The sequence below is a fragment of the Mycobacterium mantenii genome, assembly GCF_010731775.1.
Lineage (GTDB): Bacteria > Actinomycetota > Actinomycetes > Mycobacteriales > Mycobacteriaceae > Mycobacterium > Mycobacterium mantenii.
In genome coordinates this window covers 3,125,257-3,145,695 of record NZ_AP022590.1, presented here as the reverse complement: position 1 = coordinate 3,145,695, position 20,439 = coordinate 3,125,257, and the positions used below count along the sequence as shown (strand labels likewise).

At 66.3% G+C, this 20,439-nt stretch carries 17 protein-coding genes and 1 riboswitch; of the genes, 4 read left to right on the top strand and 13 right to left on the bottom strand.

Annotated features, from left to right (window positions below; genetic code table 11):
* Window positions 1-12: 12 nt before the first annotated feature.
* Window positions 13-1,311: a DUF427 domain-containing protein gene (locus G6N50_RS14010; protein ID WP_083097817.1), complete on the bottom strand. Its 1,299-nt coding sequence runs from the start codon at window positions 1,309-1,311 to the stop codon at window positions 13-15.
* The gene (locus G6N50_RS14005) at window positions 1,308-2,519 is read right to left on the bottom strand and encodes a cytochrome P450 (RefSeq protein ID WP_083097815.1); all 1,212 of its coding nucleotides are present in this window, start codon (window positions 2,517-2,519) and stop codon (window positions 1,308-1,310) included. The genes G6N50_RS14010 and G6N50_RS14005 overlap by 4 nt, the downstream gene beginning before the upstream one ends.
* A gap of 164 nt (window positions 2,520-2,683) precedes the next feature.
* Here G6N50_RS14005 and G6N50_RS14000 point away from each other — a divergent pair, with 164 nt between their 5' ends.
* Entirely contained in the window at window positions 2,684-3,283 is a 600-nt protein-coding gene (locus G6N50_RS14000; protein WP_083097813.1) for a TetR/AcrR family transcriptional regulator, read from the top strand.
* 34 nt (window positions 3,284-3,317) lie between these two features.
* Here G6N50_RS14000 and G6N50_RS13995 read toward each other — a convergent pair whose 3' ends face one another.
* Genes G6N50_RS13995 through G6N50_RS13985 form a run of 3 tightly spaced genes read right to left on the bottom strand, consistent with a single transcriptional unit; the run spans window position 3,318 to window position 6,012 of the window.
* Window positions 3,318-3,836, bottom strand: coding sequence for a DUF302 domain-containing protein (locus G6N50_RS13995; protein ID WP_083097811.1), 519 nt, complete (start codon window positions 3,834-3,836; stop codon window positions 3,318-3,320).
* The gene (locus G6N50_RS13990; RefSeq protein ID WP_083097809.1) at window positions 3,823-4,803 is read right to left on the bottom strand and encodes a carbon-nitrogen hydrolase family protein; all 981 of its coding nucleotides are present in this window, start codon (window positions 4,801-4,803) and stop codon (window positions 3,823-3,825) included. The genes G6N50_RS13995 and G6N50_RS13990 overlap by 14 nt, the downstream gene beginning before the upstream one ends.
* Before the next feature lie 27 nt (window positions 4,804-4,830).
* Window positions 4,831-6,012 carry a thiolase family protein gene (locus G6N50_RS13985; RefSeq protein ID WP_083097807.1) on the bottom strand — a complete coding sequence of 394 codons (1,182 nt, stop codon included), beginning with the start codon at window positions 6,010-6,012 and terminating at the stop codon, window positions 4,831-4,833.
* A gap of 97 nt (window positions 6,013-6,109) precedes the next feature.
* On the opposite strand from G6N50_RS13985, the gene G6N50_RS13980 reads away from it, so the two are divergent.
* Complete coding sequence (locus G6N50_RS13980) at window positions 6,110-6,586, top strand: winged helix-turn-helix transcriptional regulator (protein ID WP_083097805.1); 477 nt, start codon at window positions 6,110-6,112, stop codon at window positions 6,584-6,586.
* On the opposite strand, the gene rsgA is transcribed toward G6N50_RS13980, so the two are convergent.
* Both rsgA and aroA read right to left on the bottom strand, forming a co-directional pair.
* On the bottom strand, window positions 6,570-7,565 hold the full coding sequence (rsgA, locus tag G6N50_RS13975; RefSeq protein ID WP_083097803.1) for a ribosome small subunit-dependent GTPase A: 996 nt from the start codon (window positions 7,563-7,565) through the stop codon (window positions 6,570-6,572). The two genes, G6N50_RS13980 and rsgA, sit on opposite strands and share 17 nt — an antisense overlap.
* Window positions 7,562-8,857 carry a 3-phosphoshikimate 1-carboxyvinyltransferase gene (gene aroA / locus G6N50_RS13970; protein WP_083097801.1) on the bottom strand — a complete coding sequence of 432 codons (1,296 nt, stop codon included), beginning with the start codon at window positions 8,855-8,857 and terminating at the stop codon, window positions 7,562-7,564. The genes rsgA and aroA overlap by 4 nt, the downstream gene beginning before the upstream one ends.
* Before the next feature lie 120 nt (window positions 8,858-8,977).
* Between aroA and G6N50_RS13965 the strand changes: the two genes are divergently transcribed.
* A complete protein-coding gene (locus G6N50_RS13965) occupies window positions 8,978-9,787 on the top strand; it encodes an SOS response-associated peptidase (protein ID WP_083097799.1) in 810 nt (269 codons plus the stop codon).
* A gap of 3 nt (window positions 9,788-9,790) precedes the next feature.
* Here the strand turns inward: G6N50_RS13965 and G6N50_RS13960 are convergent, their stop codons facing one another.
* Window positions 9,791-11,179, bottom strand: coding sequence for an HNH endonuclease signature motif containing protein (locus G6N50_RS13960; RefSeq protein ID WP_163650850.1), 1,389 nt, complete (start codon window positions 11,177-11,179; stop codon window positions 9,791-9,793).
* A 78-nt stretch (window positions 11,180-11,257) separates the two neighbouring features.
* Entirely contained in the window at window positions 11,258-12,622 is a 1,365-nt protein-coding gene (locus G6N50_RS13955; RefSeq protein ID WP_083095289.1) for a flavin monoamine oxidase family protein, read from the bottom strand.
* A gap of 237 nt (window positions 12,623-12,859) precedes the next feature.
* On the opposite strand from G6N50_RS13955, the gene G6N50_RS13950 reads away from it, so the two are divergent.
* Window positions 12,860-14,617 (top strand): DUF3556 domain-containing protein, encoded by a 1,758-nt coding sequence (locus tag G6N50_RS13950; protein ID WP_083095290.1) that lies wholly within the window; start codon window positions 12,860-12,862, stop codon window positions 14,615-14,617.
* Window positions 14,618-14,709: 92 nt separating this feature from the next.
* Here the strand turns inward: G6N50_RS13950 and metE are convergent, their stop codons facing one another.
* The 4 genes from metE to G6N50_RS13930 all read right to left on the bottom strand — a co-directional run bounded on the left by metE (window position 14,710) and on the right by G6N50_RS13930 (window position 20,322).
* Window positions 14,710-16,980 (bottom strand): 5-methyltetrahydropteroyltriglutamate--homocysteine S-methyltransferase, encoded by a 2,271-nt coding sequence (gene metE, locus G6N50_RS13945; RefSeq protein WP_083095291.1) that lies wholly within the window; start codon window positions 16,978-16,980, stop codon window positions 14,710-14,712.
* 138 nt (window positions 16,981-17,118) lie between these two features.
* A riboswitch (cobalamin riboswitch) is annotated at window positions 17,119-17,368 on the bottom strand.
* Window positions 17,369-17,370: 2 nt separating this feature from the next.
* On the bottom strand, window positions 17,371-18,012 hold the full coding sequence (locus G6N50_RS13940; protein ID WP_083095292.1) for an SDR family oxidoreductase: 642 nt from the start codon (window positions 18,010-18,012) through the stop codon (window positions 17,371-17,373).
* Window positions 18,013-18,101: 89 nt separating this feature from the next.
* Window positions 18,102-18,944: an SDR family oxidoreductase gene (locus tag G6N50_RS13935; protein WP_083095293.1), complete on the bottom strand. Its 843-nt coding sequence runs from the start codon at window positions 18,942-18,944 to the stop codon at window positions 18,102-18,104.
* Window positions 18,945-19,014: 70 nt separating this feature from the next.
* A complete protein-coding gene (locus G6N50_RS13930) occupies window positions 19,015-20,322 on the bottom strand; it encodes a TetR/AcrR family transcriptional regulator (RefSeq protein ID WP_083095294.1) in 1,308 nt (435 codons plus the stop codon).
* Between the last annotated feature and the right edge of the window lie 117 nt (window positions 20,323-20,439).

The following is a 20,439-nucleotide window of genomic DNA, read 5'->3' as shown; positions in this document are numbered from 1 at the left end:
GCGTCCGTTGTCTCACATGGCGGTGCGGTTGTCGCGGCCCATCGCTGCCGGCGTGCGGTCGAAGGCGCGTGCCATCGCCTGCACCGTGTACGACGCTGCGAGGCGACCGTCGAGGGTGAATACCCGGCCGTCGCCTTGGATCAGTCCACGCCCCGACCAGAAGGCGTCGTTGCTGTACAGCAACCAGTCGCTGACATCGACGTCGTCGTGAAAGGCGATGGTGCTCTTCATGACTCCGGTCGACACCGTGTCGTGTGCCTGAGCTTCACCGAAACCGCGATGGGGTGACAGGCCGGCGGCAATGGTCCAGTGTGTGGTGGATTGGGCGAGAAGGGCAGCGTGCAAATACGACGCGTCAGGCGCGTCACGGAAGCGGACCCAGACATCGATGATGGGCGGTCCGATGCGGTCGGGGTCGGGATCGTAGGCTCCGTTGACGATTCGTATCTCACGCCCGGTGACTCCGAACCCCGTAAAGGCCTCCGCTGCGTCGGGTCCGGGTACGTCGGGCATGGGTGGCTGATCGCGAATCAGGTCGGGCGCGCCGGAGTCGGCGAGCACTATCGCCGCGCAGCACAGCGCGCCGTGTTGAGTGGCGTGAACTTGAGTCGTGGAAAAGGTTCTGCCAAGCCGAAGCACGTCGACGGCGAGATCCACGGGCGCATCGAAGGCCGCTGATTTCGTGAAGATGGCCGATACAGAGGTAACTCGTTGACGTGCAAGCGTCTTGGATACCGCGACGATGGACTCCGCGATAAGTTGGCCACCCTCAACCACGTTGCGCCAGGTCGGTCCGTGCGCGGGACCGACGAACCTGCCCTCGCCGACGGGCTCGACATCGATGACCCGCAACAGCTCCGCAGCGTCGCCCCACACCGGAAAGGAGGCCGGCACGCCCCGGCCGTCAGGCCACCGCTCGACGACTTCGATGCGAAAGTGCTTGTCATAGAAGGCCACGTAGCCCGCAAGCCCCGCCACCTCGGGAAGCGGAGTGCGATACGTCCACGCGACGCCTTCGGAGTTGTCGGGGGCACCTGCGAGGTCCCAATAGGTGGCACGACCCTTGAACGGGCATTCCGTCGTGCGATCCGAGGGCGTCAACAGGTCCCAGCGGACATCGGACTCCGGGAAGTACAGTCGGTCGACGTGATCGGTCTCGGTCACCACCAGACAGCCGTCGCCTTCGGCGATCAGCGTGTCGCCGTGCCAGACCTGACCGGTGTGCTGACACGGTGTGATGTCGATCCGGTAGTCCGGATGGTCGGGCCAGGCCGACTCGACCTCATGGGCTGGATCTTCGCTCCGCGTCACGATCGCTTGCCGATGAGCGCGGGCATGGTTTCCCAGCCTCGAACTGTCGATGTGGTCGACATCCGCGCTGCCGAGAGGTCGACATCCCACTCGGGAAACCGTTTCAGAATCTCTTCGAGTGCGACGCGCCCTTCCAGGCGCGCCAAGGCTGCACCAAGGCAGAAATGCGCACCGACAGCGAAGGCGATGTGTGACCGGTTTTGGCGGTGAATGTTGAAACTCTCGGCGTCGGAACCGAATTGGCGGTCGTCTCGGTTAGCCGAACTGATCAGGAGCGTCATCACGTTGCCGCTTGGCACCTGCTGGCCGTAGTACTCGACGTCGCGCGTGACGTAACGCGAGACGAAGGGAGCGGGTCCTTCGAAACGCAATAACTCCTCGACCGCTTGAGGGATTAGACCAGGATCGGCGACGAGTTCCCTTCGTTGGTCAGGGTGCTCGGCGAGCACCTTTGCCGCCCATCCGATAAACCGTGCGGTGGTCTCGTTGCCGGCGAGGGCGACCATGTTGACGTACATAAGCAGCTCGGCGCGCTCCAAGTGGCGAGTGACACCGTGCTCGTCTTCGAACTGCACGTTGAGCAGTTCGGTGACGATGTCGTCGGAAGGATTGTCGGCTCGCCAGTCGATGTAGTCCGCCCACAGTTGACCGTCGTCGAATCCGGTCGCCGCGCTGGCCATGGGCTGACCCACGTCGGTGGTCAGAATCGCGTTCGCGTGGTCGCGAGACCGCAGTTGATCCTCGTCGGGGAAGCCCAACAGCATGCCGATCACCCGCATCGGCAGTTCCGCGCCGAAGTCGGTGACGAAGTCGAATCCGCTGGCACCGACGAGCGGGTCGAGGCTGCGCACGCAGAACTCTCGGATCTGATCCTCCAACGCGCTGATCTTGCGCGGTGTGAACATCCGCGACAACAGCCTTCGGTGGATGTCGTGTCGGGGTGGGTCCTCCGCGACGATAAGCCCGGACGGAATCTCCATATCCGCCTTGATGAACTCCAAGATGTCACCGCGTGCGGAACTGAACGTCTTGTTATCGAAGAGAGCTTTCTCGACATCTATGTACCGGCTCAGCGCGAAGAAGTCGTACTGCTCGTTGTAGTAGAGCGGCATGTCATCTCGTAATCGCCGGTACACGGGGTAGGGGTCGGCGACGAGGTCGATGTCGTAAGGGTCGAAACGAATCTCACCAGTGGTGTTGCGGGACATCTCGTCGCTCCTCTAGCTGGCCGGTTGCGGAGTTGCTAATAACCGGTCTGCGTCATAGTTTTAAGCGCCTGCTTAAATTTAAGCACATGCTTAACATGGAACCCGGGAGCCGGTCAACCCGATAACCTGACCTGTCAGTACTTACGAAGAATGCGAGTGCATGAATGGCATCGCCAAGACGGATCGCGTCGCCGAACGCGAAGACGCGCACCGTGATACTGGATGCAGCCGAGCAACTGATGTTCGAAGAAGGCTGGGCGGCCGTCACGGGCCGGCGTGTCGCTGAGAAGGCCGGCCTCGGCTCACAGCTCGTCCACTACCACTTCGGCACCATGGACGATCTCCTTCGAGCGGTTTTCCAACGCCAGGCCGAAAAAGGGTCCACGGCACATGCCGAAGCCCTTGAATCGCCGCAGCCTCTGTGGGCACTCTGGCGGATGATTCGGGACGCCCCCTTCAGCAAGTGGACAATCGAGGTTCTCGCCCTGGCGAACCATCGTCCGCAACTCGCAGCCGAACTACGCCACTACGCGCAGGCGTTCCGCGCCGAGCAAGCTGAGATTGTCGCCGCCGTGTTGAAGAAGTATGACGTCGATGAACAAAGCGTTCCGCCCATGGCGGTGGCATTCCTGATGACCGTGATTCCGCCGGTGCTTTTCATGGAAAACCAACTCGACATCACCGCAGGGCACGCCGAGATAGTCGGACTTGTCGAGCGATACCTCCGCGAGGTCGAAGGCGAACCCGGTACAGGCGCACGGTGATCGTGGTGTTGGCCATGCCACGCCTGCGCGGCATTCAGCAGCCGCCGGTCACCTTCTCGACCAGCGCCGCCAGCTTCGCGTCGAGTCCCTGTGCGGCGCTGAGCAACTCGGGATTCGGCGCCGAGTCCTTTTGCATGACCATCAGCGACGACGGCTTGACGTAGGTCAGGCTGCTGCCGGCGCCCTCGTCGGTGATCAGCACCTCGACGGGCGCGAAGAGGCCCGCGGTCACGTCGTGCCGCAACATCGTGATGGCGATCAGCGGATTACCGAAGATGACCCGCAACACCTTGCGGTCGATGCCGGCTTTGGTGATCCAGCCGCCATGGTTGAACAGGCCGAACAGCATGAAACCGCTTGGCCCGACGTGGGATTGAACCTCCTGATGGTAGGAGTCCCAGCTGTTCGACGTTGTGCCGATCTCGTCGATCGGGACCGGCCGTTCGCCGATGTCGGCGAGCAGCGCGGCCACCAATTCGTCATAACCCTTGTTGCTGTCATAGCGCACGCGCACGCCGTCGAAGTGAGTTTTGTGGGAATCAGACGTGGACATGTTCGGCCTCCTCGACAACGATGCCGGCCAGTTGCTCGAGGTGCTCATGCACGTACGAGTGGGGCGTGCGATCGACCACCAGGCTGAGCAAATCAGGTCGACCGTAGTGGCCGACGGAATCCATCAGCGCCTTTCGGCCGTTGATCAGCGACAAGTCGAGATCGGCGATCACCTCGCCCTGACCGGTGCGCAGCGGCTCACCCAAATACTCACCCTGGGGCGTGATGATCGCGGTGAACTGGCCACCCGAGATCGGGCCGATTGGACCGCCCGTGTCGGCCATGATCTGAGCTTGCTGATCGGCGTCGAGCCACGCGGTGGCGTTCACGACGAAAGCGCCGGATTCCAGAGCGTGATTGCGGACGCTGACCTCCATCTGCCGCGCGAACAAGTCGCCGCCGAACGATCCGGGAAACATGCTGGCGTGGATCTGCTCACCGTCGGCGATCAGGGCATAGCGGGCCAGCGGGTTGAAGTGCTCGTAACACGCCAACTGCCCGATTCGCCCGACCCCGCTGTCGACGGCCCGGAGTCCGCTACCGTCGCCCTGTCCCCAGATCATCCGTTCGTGATACGTCGGCATGATCTTGCGGCGGCGCTGAATGAGCGTGCCGTCGGCGTCGAACAACAGCTGCGTGTTGTAGAGCGAACCGCCGTCGCGCTCGGTGACCCCGATGGACACCACCATGTGGGCTGCCCGGGCCGCGGCGCCGATCGCCGCGGTGGCCGGCGACGGGATTGTCACAGCTTGATCGAGCAGCCGCAAATGTTCCGTCGACCGCATCTCGAACGGACGCTGGATGAAGGAGAAGTACGGGTAGTAGGGGATCACGGTCTCTGGAAAGACAGCGAACTGCACGTCCTGGCTGCCCAGCTGCGCTATCTTGTCGACCACCCGTTGCGCCGTGCCCTCCCGGCTGTACAGCACCGGACTGAGTTGCACTGCGGCTGCTCGGATTACGGTCATTTTCGTGCTCCCTGCTTTGTCAGAGTGCTAAGCGAGCCGCTCGATGATGGTGGCGTTGGCCATGCCGCCGCCCTCGCACATGGTCTGCAGGCCGTACCGGCCGCCGCGCTGCTCCAGGGCGTTGACCAGAGTGGTCATCAGGCGAGCGCCGCTGGCGCCCAACGGATGACCGATCGCGATCGCTCCGCCGTTGACGTTGGTCTTGGCCAGATCCGCCCCGGTGTCCTGTGCCCAGGCGAGCACGACGGGCGCGAACGCCTCGTTCACCTCGAACAGGTCGATGTCGGCGAGCGTCAGCCCGGCGCGCCGTAACACCTTCTCGGTGGCCGGAATGACGCCGGTCAGCATGTAGAGGGGGTCGGAGCCCACCACGGTGGCGGTGTGGATCCGGGCCAGCGGGCGCAGACCCAGCTTCTTGGCGACCTCGCTGCTGGTGATCAGCACCGCGGCGCTGCCATCGGACAACGGTGACGAGTTGCCGGGCGTGATCTCCCAATTGATCTGCGGGAAGCGGGCTTTGGCCGCCTCGCTGTAGAACGCCGGCTGCAATCCGGCCAGTGTGTCGACCGTGGTGCCGGGGCGGATGATCTCGTCGGTGGCCAGCCCCGCGATCGGAATGAGCTCGTTGTCGAAGAGGCCTTCCTTGGTGGCGCGGGCGGCCTTCTCGTGGCTGCCGGCCGAGAACTCGTCGAGCTGGGTGCGCGAGAAGCCCCACTTCGCGGCGATCAGTTCGGCGCTGATGCCCTGGGGCACTAGGCCGTCGGGGTAGCGGCGGGTCATGTCCTCGCCCATCGGGTTGCTGCCCGGTGACACCTGGGTGCCCATCGGCACGCGGCTCATCGACTCCACGCCGCCGGCGATCACGAGGTCGTAGGCGCCGGCGATCACACCCTGGGCGGCGAAGCTGATGGCCTGCTGGCTGCTGCCGCATTGGCGGTCGATCGTGACCCCGGGAACGGACTCCGGGAAGCCCGCGCCCAGCAGGGCATTGCGGGCGATGTTGGCCGCCTGGTCGCCGACCTGGGTGACGGCTCCGGCGATGACATCGTCGACCTGCGCCGGATCCACGCCGGTGCGCTCCACCAGCTGGCGCAGGCTGTGTGCCAGCAGATCGGCGGGCAGCACGTCGTGCAGCGCGCCGCTGGCCTTGCCCTTGCCGATGGGGGTGCGGACGGCTCCGACGATGACGGCGTCGCGGACCTGGTTCATGGCTCCTCCTCGAGTCCCATGCGTCTAGGTATATATCGCTGTACTCAGATAAACACCTCGGTATGCTGAAAGCAACCCAGATGCGGAGGTGATTTAGATGACACTGCTGCAAGGACCGCTGGCCGACCGCGACGCCTGGTCGGCGGTGGGCGAGTGTGCAATCGAGAAGACGATGGCGGTGGTCGGGACCAAATCCGCGATGCTGATCATGCGCGAGGCGTACTACGGCACCACTCGATTCGACGACTTCGCCCGCCGGGTGGGCATCACCAAGGCCGCCACCTCGGCGCGGCTGAGCGAACTGGTCGAGCTGGGACTGCTACGCCGCCAGCCCTATCGGGAGCCCGGGCAGCGCAGCCGAGACGAGTACGTGCTCACCCAGGCCGGCATCGATTTCATGCCGGTGGTGTGGGCGCTGTTCGAGTGGGGCCGCCATCATCTGCCGGGCCGCAACCGGCTGCGGCTGACCCACCTGGGCTGCGGCGCCGAGGTGAGCGTCGAAATCCGTTGTGCGGAAGGGCATCTGGTGCCCCCCGACGAGCTCGGCATGCGGCTGGCTAAGAAGTCTGGTTGAGCGCGGCCAGCAGCCGTCGCGCCGCGGCGACCCGGCGTACGGCGGGGCCGGTCAGCGTGTCCAGCGCGCACTCCGGGTCGGCCGGCGGCCCCATGTGCCCGCAGCCGCGCGGGCAATCCGCGATGGCCTCGGCCAGGTCGGAGAACGCCATCATGACGTCGTCGGGCCGGATGTGCGCGAGCCCGAAGGACCGGATGCCCGGGGTGTCGATCACCCAGCCGGTGGTGCCCAGCGGTTCGGTCAACGGCAGCGCCACCGATTGCGTCGAGGTGTGCCGCCCCCTGCCGATGTCGGTCACGTCGCCGACGGCGCGGTCCGCGTCGGGCACCAGGCGGTTGACCAAGGTGGACTTGCCGACGCCGGAATGCCCGAGCAGCACGGTGATCTTGCCCGCGAGCAGATCCGCCACGGCCAGCAGGGGATCGTCGCGGCCGGCGGCGACCACCGTCAGGTCCAGGTCGACGAACTGCTCCGCGAACGGCTCGGGCGGGGCGAGATCGGTCTTGGTGAGGCACAGAATCGGCGTGAGGCCGCCGGCATAGGCGGCGATCAGCGTCCGGTCTACCAGGCCGGTGCGGGGCGGCGGGTCGGCCAGCGCCACCACGATCAGCAGTTGGTCGGCGTTGGCGACCACTACCCGTTCGGTCGGATCGGTGTCATCGGCGGTGCGCCGCAACACCGTTCGGCGCTCGCCGCGACGCACAATGCGGGCCAACGTATCCGGCCGCCCGGACAGATCGCCCACCACGTCGACGTCGTCGCCGACCACGATGGGGGTGCGGCCCAGTTCGCGGGCCCGCATGGCGGTGACCCGACGGTTGACGTCGCCGCCCAGCACGCACCCCCAGCGGCCGCGGTCGACACTGACCACCATCGCGGACTGCGCGTCGGCGTGCTCGGGACGGGTCTTGGTCCGCGGTCGCGACCCCCGGCCGGAGCGGGTCTTGACGTCGGACTCGTCGTAGTCGCCGGGCTTCACATGCGCTGCTCTTCCCCAGGTTCCAGCATGCGGGCCCACAGCCGCGGAAAGTCCGGCAGCGTCTTGCCGGTTGAGCCGATGTCGTCGACCTCGACGCCGGCCACCCGCAGTCCGACGATCGCACCTGCCATCGCCATGCGGTGGTCGGCGTACGCGTGCCAGACCCCGGGCCGCAGCGGCGTCGCGGTGATCTCCAGCCCGTCGGGGGTTTCGGTGCAATCGCCGCCGAGGCGGTTGATCTCGGTGCTCAGCGCCGCCAGCCGATCGGTCTCGTGGCCGCGCAGATGCGCGATGCCGGACAGGCGCGACACGGAACCCGGGGTCGCCAGCGCCGCCAGCGCGGCCACCGACGGCGTCAGCTCGCCGACCGCGCGCAGGTCGACATCGAAGCCACCGTAGTCCCCGGACCCGTGCACTTCCAGGAACGAATCATTCTGTGTAACAACGGCATTGAGCTTGCCCAGGACGTCCAGGATGTGGTCGGCGGGCTGCACGCTGCTCGATGGCCAGCCGGTGATGCGCACCGCGCCGCCGGTGACCACCGCGGCCGCGAGGAAGGGAACGGCGTTGGTCAGGTCCGGCTCGACCTCCCAGTGCCGTGCCGCGACCGGCCCCGGCCGCACCGTCCAGCGGTTGGTGACCGAGTCGTCTACGTCGACGCCGCCCTGGCGCAGCATCACCACCGTCATGGCGATGTGCGGCGCCGACGGCAACGACGCCCCGGTGTGTTGCACGGTCAGGCCCTCGGCGAACGAGGCCGCGCACAGCAGGAGCCCGGAGACGAACTGCGACGAGGCCGAGGCGTCGATGTCCACGGTTCCGCCGGTGACCGAGCCGGTACCCAGCACCCGGAACGGAAGGCCGGAGCCGTCGATCCGCACGCCGAGCCCGCGCAGCGCATCCAGCAGCGGGGCGATTGGCCGGGCCCGGGCCTGCTCGTCGCCGTCGAACTCGACCGTCGACTCGGCCAGCGCCGCCAGCGGCGGAACGAACCGCAACACCGTGCCGGCCAGGCCGCAATCGACACGCGCCGGCGAACCCGGGGCGACGTGGCCGCTGACCGTCAGCTCCGTGTCGTCGCCGTCGACGCGCAGGCCCAGGGTGCGCAGCGCCCCGATCATCAGGTCGGTGTCGCGGCTGCGCAGCGCCCCTCTGATGGTAGGGGTGCCCTGGCTTTGGGCGGCTGCCAGCGCCGCCAGCACCAGGGCGCGGTTGGTCTGCGACTTCGAACCCGGAATGGTCACGGTCGCGCGCACCGGCTGCGATGCCACGGGGGCCGTCCATGTCGTCACCGGTCCATCATCGCCTGTCGCCGGTTTCTGCCACCAATGGGACTTTGTGGCTCTGCCACCAATGGGACTTTGTGGCTCTGCCACTATGGGTCTACCTGTGGCTCTGCCACCATGGGACTTATGTGTGGACGGTTCGCGGTGACCACCGATCCGGCCCTGCTGGCCGAGAAGATCAAGGCTATCGACGAGACGACCGGCGCGGACGGCGGCTCGAGCTTCCCCAACTACAGTGCCCCCAACTACAGTGCCCCCAACTACAGTGCCCCCAACTACAACGTGGCCCCGACGTCGACCATCGCGACCGTCGTCAGCCGGCATTCCGAGCCGGAGGACCAGCCGACGCGACGAGTGCGACTGATGCGCTGGGGTCTGGTGCCGCCGTGGGCCAAGGTCGGTTCCGACGGCGCGCCGGACACCAAGGGGCCGATGCTGATCAACGCCCGCGCCGACAAGGTCACCACCTCGCCCGCCTTCCGGACCAGCGCCAAGTCGAAGCGATGCCTGATCCCGATGGACGGCTACTACGAATGGCGGGTCAACTCCGACGACGCGGCCGGCAAGAAGACCCGCAAGACGCCGTTTTTCATGTACTCCGAAGACGGGGAACCGCTGTTCATGGCGGGCCTGTGGTCGGTCTGGAAACCGGCCAAGGACGCGTCGCCGTTGCTGAGCTGCACGATCATCACCACCGATGCGCCGGGGGAGCTCGCGCAGATTCACGATCGGATGCCGCTCGTGCTGCCCGAACGCGATTGGGACCGGTGGCTCGACCCGGACGCCGCGATCGACAAGGACCTGCTGGCTCGCACGCCCGACGTGCGCGCGATCCGGATGCGTGAGGTGTCGACGTTGGTCAACAACGTGCGCAACAACGGGCCGCAGCTGCTCGAGCCGGCCGAGCCGCAGCCCGAACAGACGACGCTGCTCTAGTCGCTACGCCGCCCCATCATCCTCGCCCTCGTCGTCTTCGCCCTCGTCGTCTTCGTCGCGAAGAAGCTTCTCGGGATGATGGAAGGTGTTGGTGCGGGGTTGGCCGCGGTCTAGGTGTGGCGGTGGGATCCATTCGGTGTCGCCGTTGGCGCGTTTTCGGGTGGTCCAGCCCTTGTCGAGGAGCCGGTGGTGGGGTCCGCAGGCCAGGGTGAGTTGGTCGATGTCGGTGCGGTACGTCGTGGCCCACTCTTGGACGTGGTGGACCTCGCAGTAGTAGCCGGCGACGTCGCAGCCCGGTGCGGTGCATCCGCGGTCCTTGGCGTACAGGACAATTCGTTGCCCGGGTGAGGCCAGGCGTTTGGTGTGGTAGAGCGCCAGCGGCTTGCCCTTGTCGAAGATCGCCAGATAGTGATGCGCGTGGCGGGCCAGCCGGATGACGTCGGACATCGGTAGCAGGGTGCCCCCGCCGGTCAACCCGGTGCCGGTGGTGCGTTCGAGGTCGGCGAGCGTGGTGGTCACGACGATCGACGCCGGTAGCCCGTTGTGCTGCCCCAACTGTCCGCTGGCCAGCATCGCGCAGCGCGGCGTTGAGCCCGTCGTGATGGCGTTGGGCGGCACTGCGGGTGTCGCGGCGCACCGCCTCCTCGGACGGGCGCCGTCCACGGCCGGGGTGTCGTCGTCGGGGTTGCACATGCCCGGGGCGGCCAGCTTGGCCAGCACCGCCTCCCAACTGGCCCTGGCTTCCGGCGTCAGCCATCCACTCAGCCGCGACATGCCGTCGGCCTGCTGGGTGCCCAGCACCAGCCCGCGCACCCGCGCGCGATCTTCGTCGGTGTAGCTGCCATCGGGATGGAGACAATCCATCAGGCGCCGGGCCAGCTTGGCGAACTGCTCGGGCCCAAACTCGCCGGCCTTGGCCGCCAGATGCTGCTCGGCGTGCACGCAGGTCTCGACGTCGACCGACTCGGGCAGCTGGTGAAAAAACCGCCGGATCACCGCCACATGATCGGCCCCGATCGCCCCGTCACGCTGGGCCGCCGCCGTCGCCGGCAATACCGGCGCCAACGGCGCACCGCTCAACGCCCGCCGCGGCCCCAGATCGGCCGCCTCAGCGATGCGCCGGCCGGCCTCGGCCCGGCTGATATGCAGCCGATCGGCCAACACCCAGGACAACTTGCCACCCAACTCCGTCGAATCCGACTGCTCGCCAACCTGATTGATCAGTTGGTGGCTGGGCACTTGAAGGCGACGCGCCAGCGTTTCGAGGCGTTCTAATTTCCGCAACCGCTCGGGGGTGGTCAATGCGTCGAACGACAATGCGCAGACCCGGTCCATGGCGGCTTCGAGGGCATCGAACACCGCATCGACCTCTTCACGGGTGCTCGAACGCATGTTCGAATGCTATCGCGGGCCACCGACAAGGCACGCTCCAGTGAAACCACTGAAACGAAAGTGGCGCAAGTGGTTTGGTTAGGCGACCGCAGCGGTCTCGGCTTCGGCCACCTCGGCCGCGGCGCGCTCCCCGGAGCGAATCGCGCCGTCGATCCATCCGCACATCACGGTCGAACTCTCGGTGCCGGCCCAGTGGATGCGGCCGCAGGGCTCGCGCAGGGTATAGCCGTACTCGGTCAGCACACCGGTGGGGGCGTGGCCGATCATTCCGCCGCCGGAATAGCGGTCCACGGTCCAGTTCTGTTCGTGAAATTCCAACGGCGCCTTGGCTTTACTGCCGAACCGGTCGACGAGTTCGCCGATGATCACCGCTTTGCGCTCGGCCTTGTCGAGTTTCGTCAGACGACGCGCCGCGGGTCCTTCGGTGATGACGCACATGATTCCCGGGTCACCGGTGTCCGTGCAGGCGTCGATGGTCAGGGTCGCCGGGGATCCCGGCGCGGCCGACTGGCCGGAAAATCCGTCGGCACGCCAGAACGGCTCGTCGTAGATGATCGAGGTCTTCATCACCGCGCCGCTCGGCATGCGCTGGTGCAGAAATGCCCGGTCCACCGGGAGCATTGGCTCGTAGAGGATCGACGTGGCGATCGCCAACGGGATCGCGACAATGACACGGCGCGCCCGCACCGTCAGATCGGCCGCGCCGACCGTAACGCCGTCGGCATCCTGAGTGATTTGCCCGACCGGCTGCGAGAGGTGCAGCGCGTCGCCCAATGCGGCCACCATCGGGCGGTGCAGGGCGCCCATCCCGCCGACGGGGCGGGCATCTTGGGAGCCGCCCTTGCCCGAAATCGCGAAGGTGAGTCCGCCGGCGGACGCCGTCTGCAGCAGCCCCCACAGCAGCGACGTCTCCGAACCTGCCGACGTGTAGAGGCCCGCGAAGGCCATCTCCAACATCTCGGCGGCCTCCTTGGACATGGACTTCTTATGGATCCATTCCCCGATGCTGATTCGGTCCCACTCGTGGGCCTTCTTCGCCTCCCACGGGGCTTCGCGCGGAACCTCTTTGCACATCTTCTCGATGGCGGCCAACCCGAGGCCAAGGTTGGCGACCGCCCACGGGCTCACGGTCCAGGGAATGGTGCCGCCGTAGCGGTGCTTCTTGCCGCCGACGATCATCATCGCGTCGCCGTCGTTGTGCTGCTTGTATTCCGCCACGCCGAGCTCGTTCATGAGCGCATAGATCCGGTCTTGGCCCGGGCCGATCCAAGCGCCGCCACGATCGATCCATGTGCCGTCGGGAAGGTACTCGGTGAAGGTGCGGCCGCCGACCCTGTCACGCGCTTCCAGCAAGGCCACCGAATGGCCTGCTTGTTTCAGCCGCAATGCGGCCGTCAAGCCCGCGAATCCCGCTCCTACCACGCAATAATCGACCTCAGACACGGCTGGCTCCTCAACCTCGCCCACCCCTGCAGCAAATTACACCGGCCGGGTGCCGGCGGCGGCCCGTTAATGCAGATTTCCGCGGGCGTTCGTGGATCCCGTCGCTCGGCGCCGTGATTGCCGCAGCACTTACCGCACCACTTTTCGCGCCACGGCTTCGGGTCCAGTCCGCGGCGCGAAGATTTCTGCCTGAGGTTGCACTACACGCCCCTAGAACACGTTCTAGTCTGTGAAACCATGGGATTTCTGAAGCCCGAGCTGCCGCAGCTCGACATGGCCGAATGGAACAAGGGCACCCGTAGCGAGAAAATCCGGCCGATGGCCAAGCACTGGGCCGAGGTGGGCTTCGGCACGCCGGTGGTGCTGCACCTGTTCTATGTCGTCAAAATCCTGCTCTACATCCTCGGCGCGTGGCTGTTCGCATCGGCCACCAGAGGCCTCGGCGGGTTCACCAACGTCGCGCACTGGTGGTCGGAGCCGATCGTGTTCGAAAAGGTCGTGCTCTACACGATGCTCTTCGAGGTGATCGGGCTGGGCTGCGGCTTCGGGCCGCTGAACAACCGCTTCTTCCCACCGCTGGGCTCGATCCTGTACTGGATGCGCTTCGGCACCATCCGGCTGCCACCGTGGCCGGACCGGGTCCCATTGACCAAGGGCACCAAGCGCAAACCAGTCGACGTCGCGCTGTACGGGCTGTTCCTTCTGGTGACACTGGCGGCGCTGTTCGCCGACGGCACCGGGCCGATACCCGAATTGAGCACCAGGATCGGGCTGCTGCCCGCATGGAAGATCGTGCTGATCCTGCTGCTTCTGGCGGTGGTCGGCCTGCGCGACAAGGTGATCTTCCTGGCCGCCCGCGGCGAGGTCTACGCGACCATGGCGGTGACGTTCCTGTTCGCCGCGCCCGACATGATCGTCGGGTCCAAGGTGGTGTTCCTGGTGATCTGGATGGGCGCCGCGACATCAAAGCTCAACAAGCACTTTCCGTTCGTGATCTCCACGATGATGTCGAACAACCCGCTGGTGCGGCCCCGCTGGCTGAAACGGCGCTTCTTCGAGAGCTTCCCGGACGATCTGCGGCCCGGACGGCTGTCGCGGTGGCTGGCGCACCTGAGCACTGCCATCGAAATGTTGGTACCGCTGCCGCTGTTCTTCTGTCATGGCGGCTGGCCCGTCACGATCGCGGCCATCGCCATGGTCTGTTTCCACTTCGGAATCCTCGTCTCGATCCCCATGGGCGTGCCGCTGGAGTGGAACGTCTTCATGATCTTCGGCGTGCTGTCGTTGTTCGTCGCGCACACCCACATCGGGCTGCGCGACCTGCGGCACCCGGTGGTGGTGGCGGTCCTGTTCGTAGTCATCGCGGGAATCGTCGTGTTGGGCAACATGTTTCCGCGCAAGATCTCATTCCTGCCCGGGATGCGTTACTACGCCGGCAACTGGGACACCACGCTGTGGTGCATCAAACCCTCGGCCAATGACAAGATCGACAGGGGCATCGTGGCGATCGCCAGCATGCCGCAGGCCCAGCTGGAGCGGTTCTACGGCAGCCCCGAGGCGGCGCAGATACCGATCTACATGGGATATGCGTTCCGCGGCTTCAACACTCACGGCCGGGCGCTGTTCACCCTGGCGCACCGCGTGATGGCGGGCCAGAACGAGGACGACTACGTCATCACCGACGGCGAGCGGATCTGCAGCACCGCCATCGGCTGGAATTTCGGCGACGGCCACATGCACAACGAGCAACTGATCGCCGCCATGCAGGAGCGCTGCCACTTCGAGCCGGGTGAGGTCCGCGTGGTTCTGCTCGACGCGCAGCCGATTCACAAGCAGACACAGGCGTACCGGTTGGTCGACGCCGCGACCGGTGAATTCGAGCGCGGCATCGTCCGGGTCGCCGACATGGTCACCCGGCAACCGTGGGCCGACGACGTTCCGGTGCAAGTGCTTTCGGAGCCCGCGGCCGAAGAGCCCGTCGAGCCGGGGGAGTAGCCCTCCGGTTTACCGGTCGTTCGCCGAGTGTGGGCCTTATGTACTCAATCGGTCCGATTTTCGTGCATAGGGCCCACACTCGACACCCGCGATCAGGCCCCGGCCCGGACCTCCTTGGCGGCGGCGACCATGTTCTTCAGCGACGCGCTCACCTCGTCGGGGTTGCGGGTCTTCAATCCACAGTCGGGATTGACCCACAGCCGCTCGGCCGGAACCGCCCGCAGCGCCGCGCGCAGCGACTCGGCCATCTCGCCGGTGCTCGGCACCCGCGGCGAGTGGATGTCGTAGACGCCGGGACCCACGCTGTTGGAGAAGCCGATCGAGTTCAGGTCGTCCAGCACCTCCATGTGCGAGCGGGCGGCCTCGAGGGATGTCACGTCGGCGTCCAGGTCGGCGATCGCCCCGATCACCTCACCGAATTCCGAGTAGCACAGGTGGGTGTGGATCTGCGTCGAGTCCGCGACGCCGGAGGTGGCCAACCGGAAAGATCCTACGGCCCAACGCAAATAGTCCTCCTGGTCGGCCCGGCGCAGCGGCAGTAGCTCCCGCAGCGCCGGCTCGTCGACCTGGATGATCGCGATGCCGGCGTCCTGCAGGTCCACGGTCTCGTCGCGGATGGCGAGTGCCACCTGGTTCGCGGTGTCGGCCAGCGGCTGGTCGTCGCGGACGAAGGACCACGCCAGGATCGTCACCGGACCGGTCAGCATGCCCTTCACCGGCTTGTCGGTCAGCGACTGCGCGTACTTGGCCCACTGCACCGTCATCGGGTGCTGGCGGATCACGTCGCCGAAGAGCACCGGCGGGCGCACGCAGCGGCTGCCATAGGACTGCACCCAGCCGTTCTTGGTGGCGAAGAAGCCGTCCAGCTGCTCGGCGAAGTACTGAACCATGTCGTTGCGCTCCGGCTCGCCGTGCACCAGCACGTCGATGCCGAGGTCCTCCTGCAGCTTGATGACGTCGGCGATCTCCTGCTTCATCCTGCGGTCGTACTCGGCCTCGTCGATCTCGCCGGCGACCAGCGCGGCGCGGGCCTTGCGGATCTCGACGGTCTGCGGGAACGACCCGATCGTGGTGGTCGGCAGCGGCGGCAGGTGCAGCCGCTCCTCCTGGCTAGCGCGGCGCCGGGCCGCGTCACCCCGGTGCGTTCCCGTCGCGACGATCGAGTCGATGCGGGCGCGCAGCTCGTCGTTGTGCAGCCGCGGATCTTCCCGACGTGAGGTCACCGCGGCGTTGGAGGCGGCGATCTCGTCGGCGACCGCGTCGCGGCCGTCGTGCAGCGCCCGGGCGAGCGTCACCACCTCGGCGACCTTCTCCTGCCCGAACGCCAGCCAGCTGCGCAGCGCGTCGTCCAGACCGGTCTCGGGTTCCAGCGAGTACGGCACGTGCAGGGTGGAGCACGACGTCGAGACCGCGACTTTCGCCGCCGAACCTTGCAGCGTCGCCAGCTTGCCCAGCGCCGCGTCGAGGTCGGTGCGCCAGATGTTGCGTCCGTCGACGACACCGGCCACCAGGATCTTGTCGGCGAGCTCGGGCACTGCCGCCACCGCGGTGTCGGCCCCGTAAACCAGGTCCACGCCGATCGCCTCGACCGGCGTGCGGGCCAGCGCGCCCAACGAATCGCCGGGGTCGCCGAAGTAGGTGGCGACGTAGATGGCAGGGCGGTTACTCACCTTGCCCAAGGCGTTGTAGACGGCTTCGGCCAAGGCTGGCGCGTCGGGGGAGATGTCGGTGACCAGCGCCGGCTCGTCGATCTGCACCCACTGCGCACCGTTGTCGGCCAGCAGCGACAGCAGCAAGGAGTAGATTCCCACCAGCTCCTGCAGCCGCTCGATCGGCGCGCCCCCGCCGTCGACGCCCTTGCTCAGCAGTAGGAAGGTTACCGGGCCGATGACCACCGGGCGCGCGGGGATCGCCTGCGCGAGAGCCTCTTTGAGCTCGGAGAGCACCTTGTCCGGGTTCAGCGCGAACGTCGTCGCGGGCCCGATCTCGGGCACGATGTAGTGGTAGTTGGTATCGAACCACTTGGTCATCTCCAGGGGCGCGACGTCGGAGTTGCCGCGGGCCGCGGCGAAGTAGCGGTCCAAGTCGTCGGGGACCTGCGCGGCCCGGGCCGGCAGCGCGCCCAGCATGACCGCGGTGTCGAGCACCTGGTCGTAATAGGAGAAGGTGTTGACCGGCACCGAGTCCAGGCCGGCGTCGGCCAGGGCCTGCCACGTGTCGCGACGCAGCGTGGCGGCGACGTTCTCCAGATCCGATCGGCTGGTACGTTCGGCCCAGTAGCCTTCGGTGGCGCGCTTGAGTTCGCGTTTGGGGCCTATGCGTGGAGAGCCGACAACCGTTGCGGTAAATGCTTGCGGGGTCACAGTATTCGTCCTTCAATCGACGTGGTGGTCACCGCCGGCGGACGTGCAGCCGATCCGTGAGCGGTGCGTACCTATGTACTAACCGCTAACGGCTGCAGCCTAACGCCCATTCCACGAGGCGATGAGCCGCCGGACGCGGCGCGCCCGGCACACCTGGCAGGTCTCCGGACTCGCAGGCGCGCACCGGCTGGTGCACCTAATGGCCGTCGCTTCCCAGTCTTGCGACCAGTGCTTGCCAAATACTCTGACGGCGGTCGTTCCTGCATACCGTTGCGGGACAGTCCCGGATTCTCACCGGGTTCCCTCTTACGAAGCCTCACTGACGTTGCTTCGCTCGATGCCGGCGTCGCGGTTGCGGCGCAGGCAGACCAGCTGCGAACAGAAGTTTAATCAGCCCGCCAGCGCCTGCGCGATCGGGACGTCACCGTTGTTGAAATCGATGGTCCGCCGGATGGTCGAATCGTCGGCCAATGCGGCCGCGGCGACGAGCGCGACATCGGCGCGGGAGACCTCGCCGTTGCCACGACCGAGGACGATCTTGCCGGTAGCGGCATCCAGGGTGAGCCGACCGGGACCCAGGATGGTCCAGTCCAGCGCGCTGTCGCGCAAGTGGGCGTCGGCGGTGGCTTTGGCTTCGGCGTAGGCGAAGAACGGATCATCTTGGGACACACCGTGATCCGGCCCGGCGCCGAAGTAGGAGACCATTACGAACCGCTTGGCACCGGCCTGCCCGGCGGCGTCGATCACCCGGATCGCCGCGTCGCGGTCGACGGCATAGGTCCGGTCCGGATCGCCGCCGCCCGCCCCGGCCGAGAAGACGACCGCGTCGTGCCCGGCCTGCAGATCGGCCAGCGCGTCAGTGTCGAGCTGCTCGATGTCGGCCACCACCGGCTTGGCGCCGGTGGCAGCGACATCGTCGGAGTGATCGGGATTGCGGAAGACCGAGCTCACCTGGTCGCCGCGCTGGGTCAGATCGCGAGCCAGTTGCAGTGCGACCTTGCCGTGTCCGCCGAAGACGATGATGCGTGCCATGCCTTCGACGTTACTTTCCCGCGAGGCTGCAACTACCAACGCAAACGCCGGGTAGAGCGGTAGGCAGTCTCGCGGGAAGCGAAGCGGAGTTAGAGCTTGACCTTGCCCATGATGATGTCGATGATCGGCTTGCCCGGCGCGTAGGCGCCGGTCATCGAGGCCATGGTGTGGCCGGAGTCCACCAACAGCGTGATCCCGCTGACGCCGCACGCGGCCTCGCTGTTGAGGAACGCCATGACGTCGCCCATCTGCTCCGGGGTGTGCACTTTGGAGCCGGTCTCGTCGCGGTAGTCCTGGGCGAAGGACAGCCACAGGTCCGCGTTGGCCTGCGCCAACGGGGTGTCGGTCGGTCCCGGGCAGATCGCGTTGATGCGGATGCCCTTCTTCGCCAGCGGGTAGCCCTGGGTCGCCACGTAGGTGTTGATCACCTTCTTGCTGGTGCCGTAGTGGTTGATGCCTTCGGCCTCGTGCGCCTGGCACCATGCCTCGGCGGCCGCGAAGTCCGGCGTGGCCAGGAACTCCAGCATCAGGTCCAGGTCGTTCTCCCAGCCCATGCCGGCGACCGAGGAGATGAAGCAGATGGCAGAGCCGTTGGGCAGCTGGTTCTTTTCCAGCAGGCGGTCGATCAGGTGGCGGTGGCCGATGAAGTTGATCTTCATCAGGTCGATCGTCCCGTCGGCGACGCCGGCGGCCGAGAACACGGCGTGGATGGGACCCGTGACCTGCTCGAGGGCGGAGTCGATAGAGGCGGGATCGCGCAGGTCCACCTGCACGGACTGGGCGACTTTGTAATCCACCGGCGCGTAGTCCAGCACGATGACTTCGGCCCCGAGCTCGGCCGCTGACTTGGCCGCCGCGGCGCCCATGCCAGTCGCGCCACCGACAACGAGAGCGCGCTTGCCGTCGTAGCGCAACCGATCGACAATGGTCATGGAAATCCCCTTCTCGGATAATGCCAACGCGGTTCTAACTGCTCAACTGTATGGGTAACAGTTATTTGGTTCAATACCGGGGCTGATTAATTGAGATTAACTTGCCGCGCACCGCGACGCCCCGCAGAACGGTGTCGCGGGCGTGCACCAAACTCGCGCGGGTGCCGATGTCTTGCAGAATGTTCTCCGGTATCCACTGCAGGCCGACCACACAGCGCGACAACATGGCGGTGGACGGTGCGTCGACACCTATTTCTCCGGACCGGATCCCCTCGGAAAGAAGCGTTTTCATCTGCCGCAGCCGCGTGGCGTAGAGCCAGCCCGGATTCGGTGTGTCCGGGGGTGACTGGCGCATCCAGGCCAGCTGAATCCTGAACTCGTCGGAAAACCGATCGAGCGCATTGACGTTGACCCAGCTCAGCGCGTCCAGCTTTTCGATCGGTGTGGCATCCGAGCGCAGGACGCTGACCCAGCCCGCCTCGACCTTCCTGCCGAAGGATTCCATGATCGATGCGAGGAGTTGGTCCTTCGATCCGATCACCCGGTACACGGTTCCGGTGCCGAGACCCGCCGCCGAGGCGATGTCCCTGATGGTGGTGACTTCATATCCTCTGCGGCCGAACTCGGCTCGTGCCACCGCACGCACCGCCGCCGCCTTGTCGCTCGGATCCGCATCGCTGTCGTCGGACCAGGTCGCGATGACGTCACTGGCCGCGGCGAATGCTTTCGACCGGTCCAGTGCGGAGTCCGTCGGAGGACGAGTTGCCAAGCCCTGCAAGATGATTCGGCACAGCAGTCCGGCCACCTGGTCGGTGGCGGACTTGTGACGCATGACATCGAGCCCGACCTGCAGCATGGTTTGGCAGATCCGGTCGGCCAGGGTGGGAAGGTCGATGTCGGGTTTGATGTAACCGCTCCACCGGCCGGCGCGCAGCGTTTGCAGCATCGCCTCCAGGATGGCCACGGGCCGCTGCTGCGTCAGCTTGATCAGCTCCGGATCCGTACTCGGCCCCTCGTAGAACGACATCTGCAATGCGGCGCGATGTTCGACGGCGCAGTTGGCGATCGCGGATCCGAGTTCGATGATCTGTTCGGCGACCGGACGAGCGTCGGGTTCGTCCAGCCGCGCCTGGGCGGACCGCCCGATGCGCTCCAGGTCGTCCTGATAGCGGCGGATCAACTCGACGAGGATGGCCTCTTTGGACTCGAAGTGGTGATACAGGCTGCCGGGCAGAATGCCGGCGGCATCGGCGATCTCCTGCAGCGACGTCCGCAATCCCGAGGATGCGATCAATGACGCGGCAGTGGCCAGGATCTCGGCGCGGCGCGTCGGAGAATCAGCTGTACCGCTGGCCCGTAGCGACTCGGCCCTCGCCATGGTTAGCGGTGTGCAGATCCGGACGGCTGCGGGGTGACGAGCATTCGCATTCGTCCTCTCTTGCCGAACCAAATCTTTGTTAGAGGCTATCAGACCGGGCGCGATGAATGCGCTGCA

What these genes read in the sequence shown, in the direction of transcription:
- G6N50_RS14005 (WP_083097815.1), bottom strand. Translation starts at nt 2,519, where the DNA reads ATGTCCCGCAACACCACTGGTGAGATTCGTTTCGACCCTTACGACATC.
- G6N50_RS14000 (WP_083097813.1), top strand. Translation starts at nt 2,684, where the DNA reads ATGGCATCGCCAAGACGGATCGCGTCGCCGAACGCGAAGACGCGCACC.
- G6N50_RS13995 (WP_083097811.1), bottom strand. Translation starts at nt 3,836, where the DNA reads ATGTCCACGTCTGATTCCCACAAAACTCACTTCGACGGCGTGCGCGTG.
- G6N50_RS13990 (WP_083097809.1), bottom strand. Translation starts at nt 4,803, where the DNA reads ATGACCGTAATCCGAGCAGCCGCAGTGCAACTCAGTCCGGTGCTGTAC.
- G6N50_RS13985 (WP_083097807.1), bottom strand. Translation starts at nt 6,012, where the DNA reads ATGAACCAGGTCCGCGACGCCGTCATCGTCGGAGCCGTCCGCACCCCC.
- G6N50_RS13980 (WP_083097805.1), top strand. Translation starts at nt 6,110, where the DNA reads ATGACACTGCTGCAAGGACCGCTGGCCGACCGCGACGCCTGGTCGGCG.
- G6N50_RS13965 (WP_083097799.1), top strand. Translation starts at nt 8,978, where the DNA reads ATGTGTGGACGGTTCGCGGTGACCACCGATCCGGCCCTGCTGGCCGAG.
- G6N50_RS13960 (WP_163650850.1), bottom strand. Translation starts at nt 11,179, where the DNA reads ATGCGTTCGAGCACCCGTGAAGAGGTCGATGCGGTGTTCGATGCCCTC.
- G6N50_RS13950 (WP_083095290.1), top strand. Translation starts at nt 12,860, where the DNA reads ATGGGATTTCTGAAGCCCGAGCTGCCGCAGCTCGACATGGCCGAATGG.
- G6N50_RS13940 (WP_083095292.1), bottom strand. Translation starts at nt 18,012, where the DNA reads ATGGCACGCATCATCGTCTTCGGCGGACACGGCAAGGTCGCACTGCAA.
- G6N50_RS13935 (WP_083095293.1), bottom strand. Translation starts at nt 18,944, where the DNA reads ATGACCATTGTCGATCGGTTGCGCTACGACGGCAAGCGCGCTCTCGTT.
- G6N50_RS13930 (WP_083095294.1), bottom strand. Translation starts at nt 20,322, where the DNA reads ATGGCGAGGGCCGAGTCGCTACGGGCCAGCGGTACAGCTGATTCTCCG.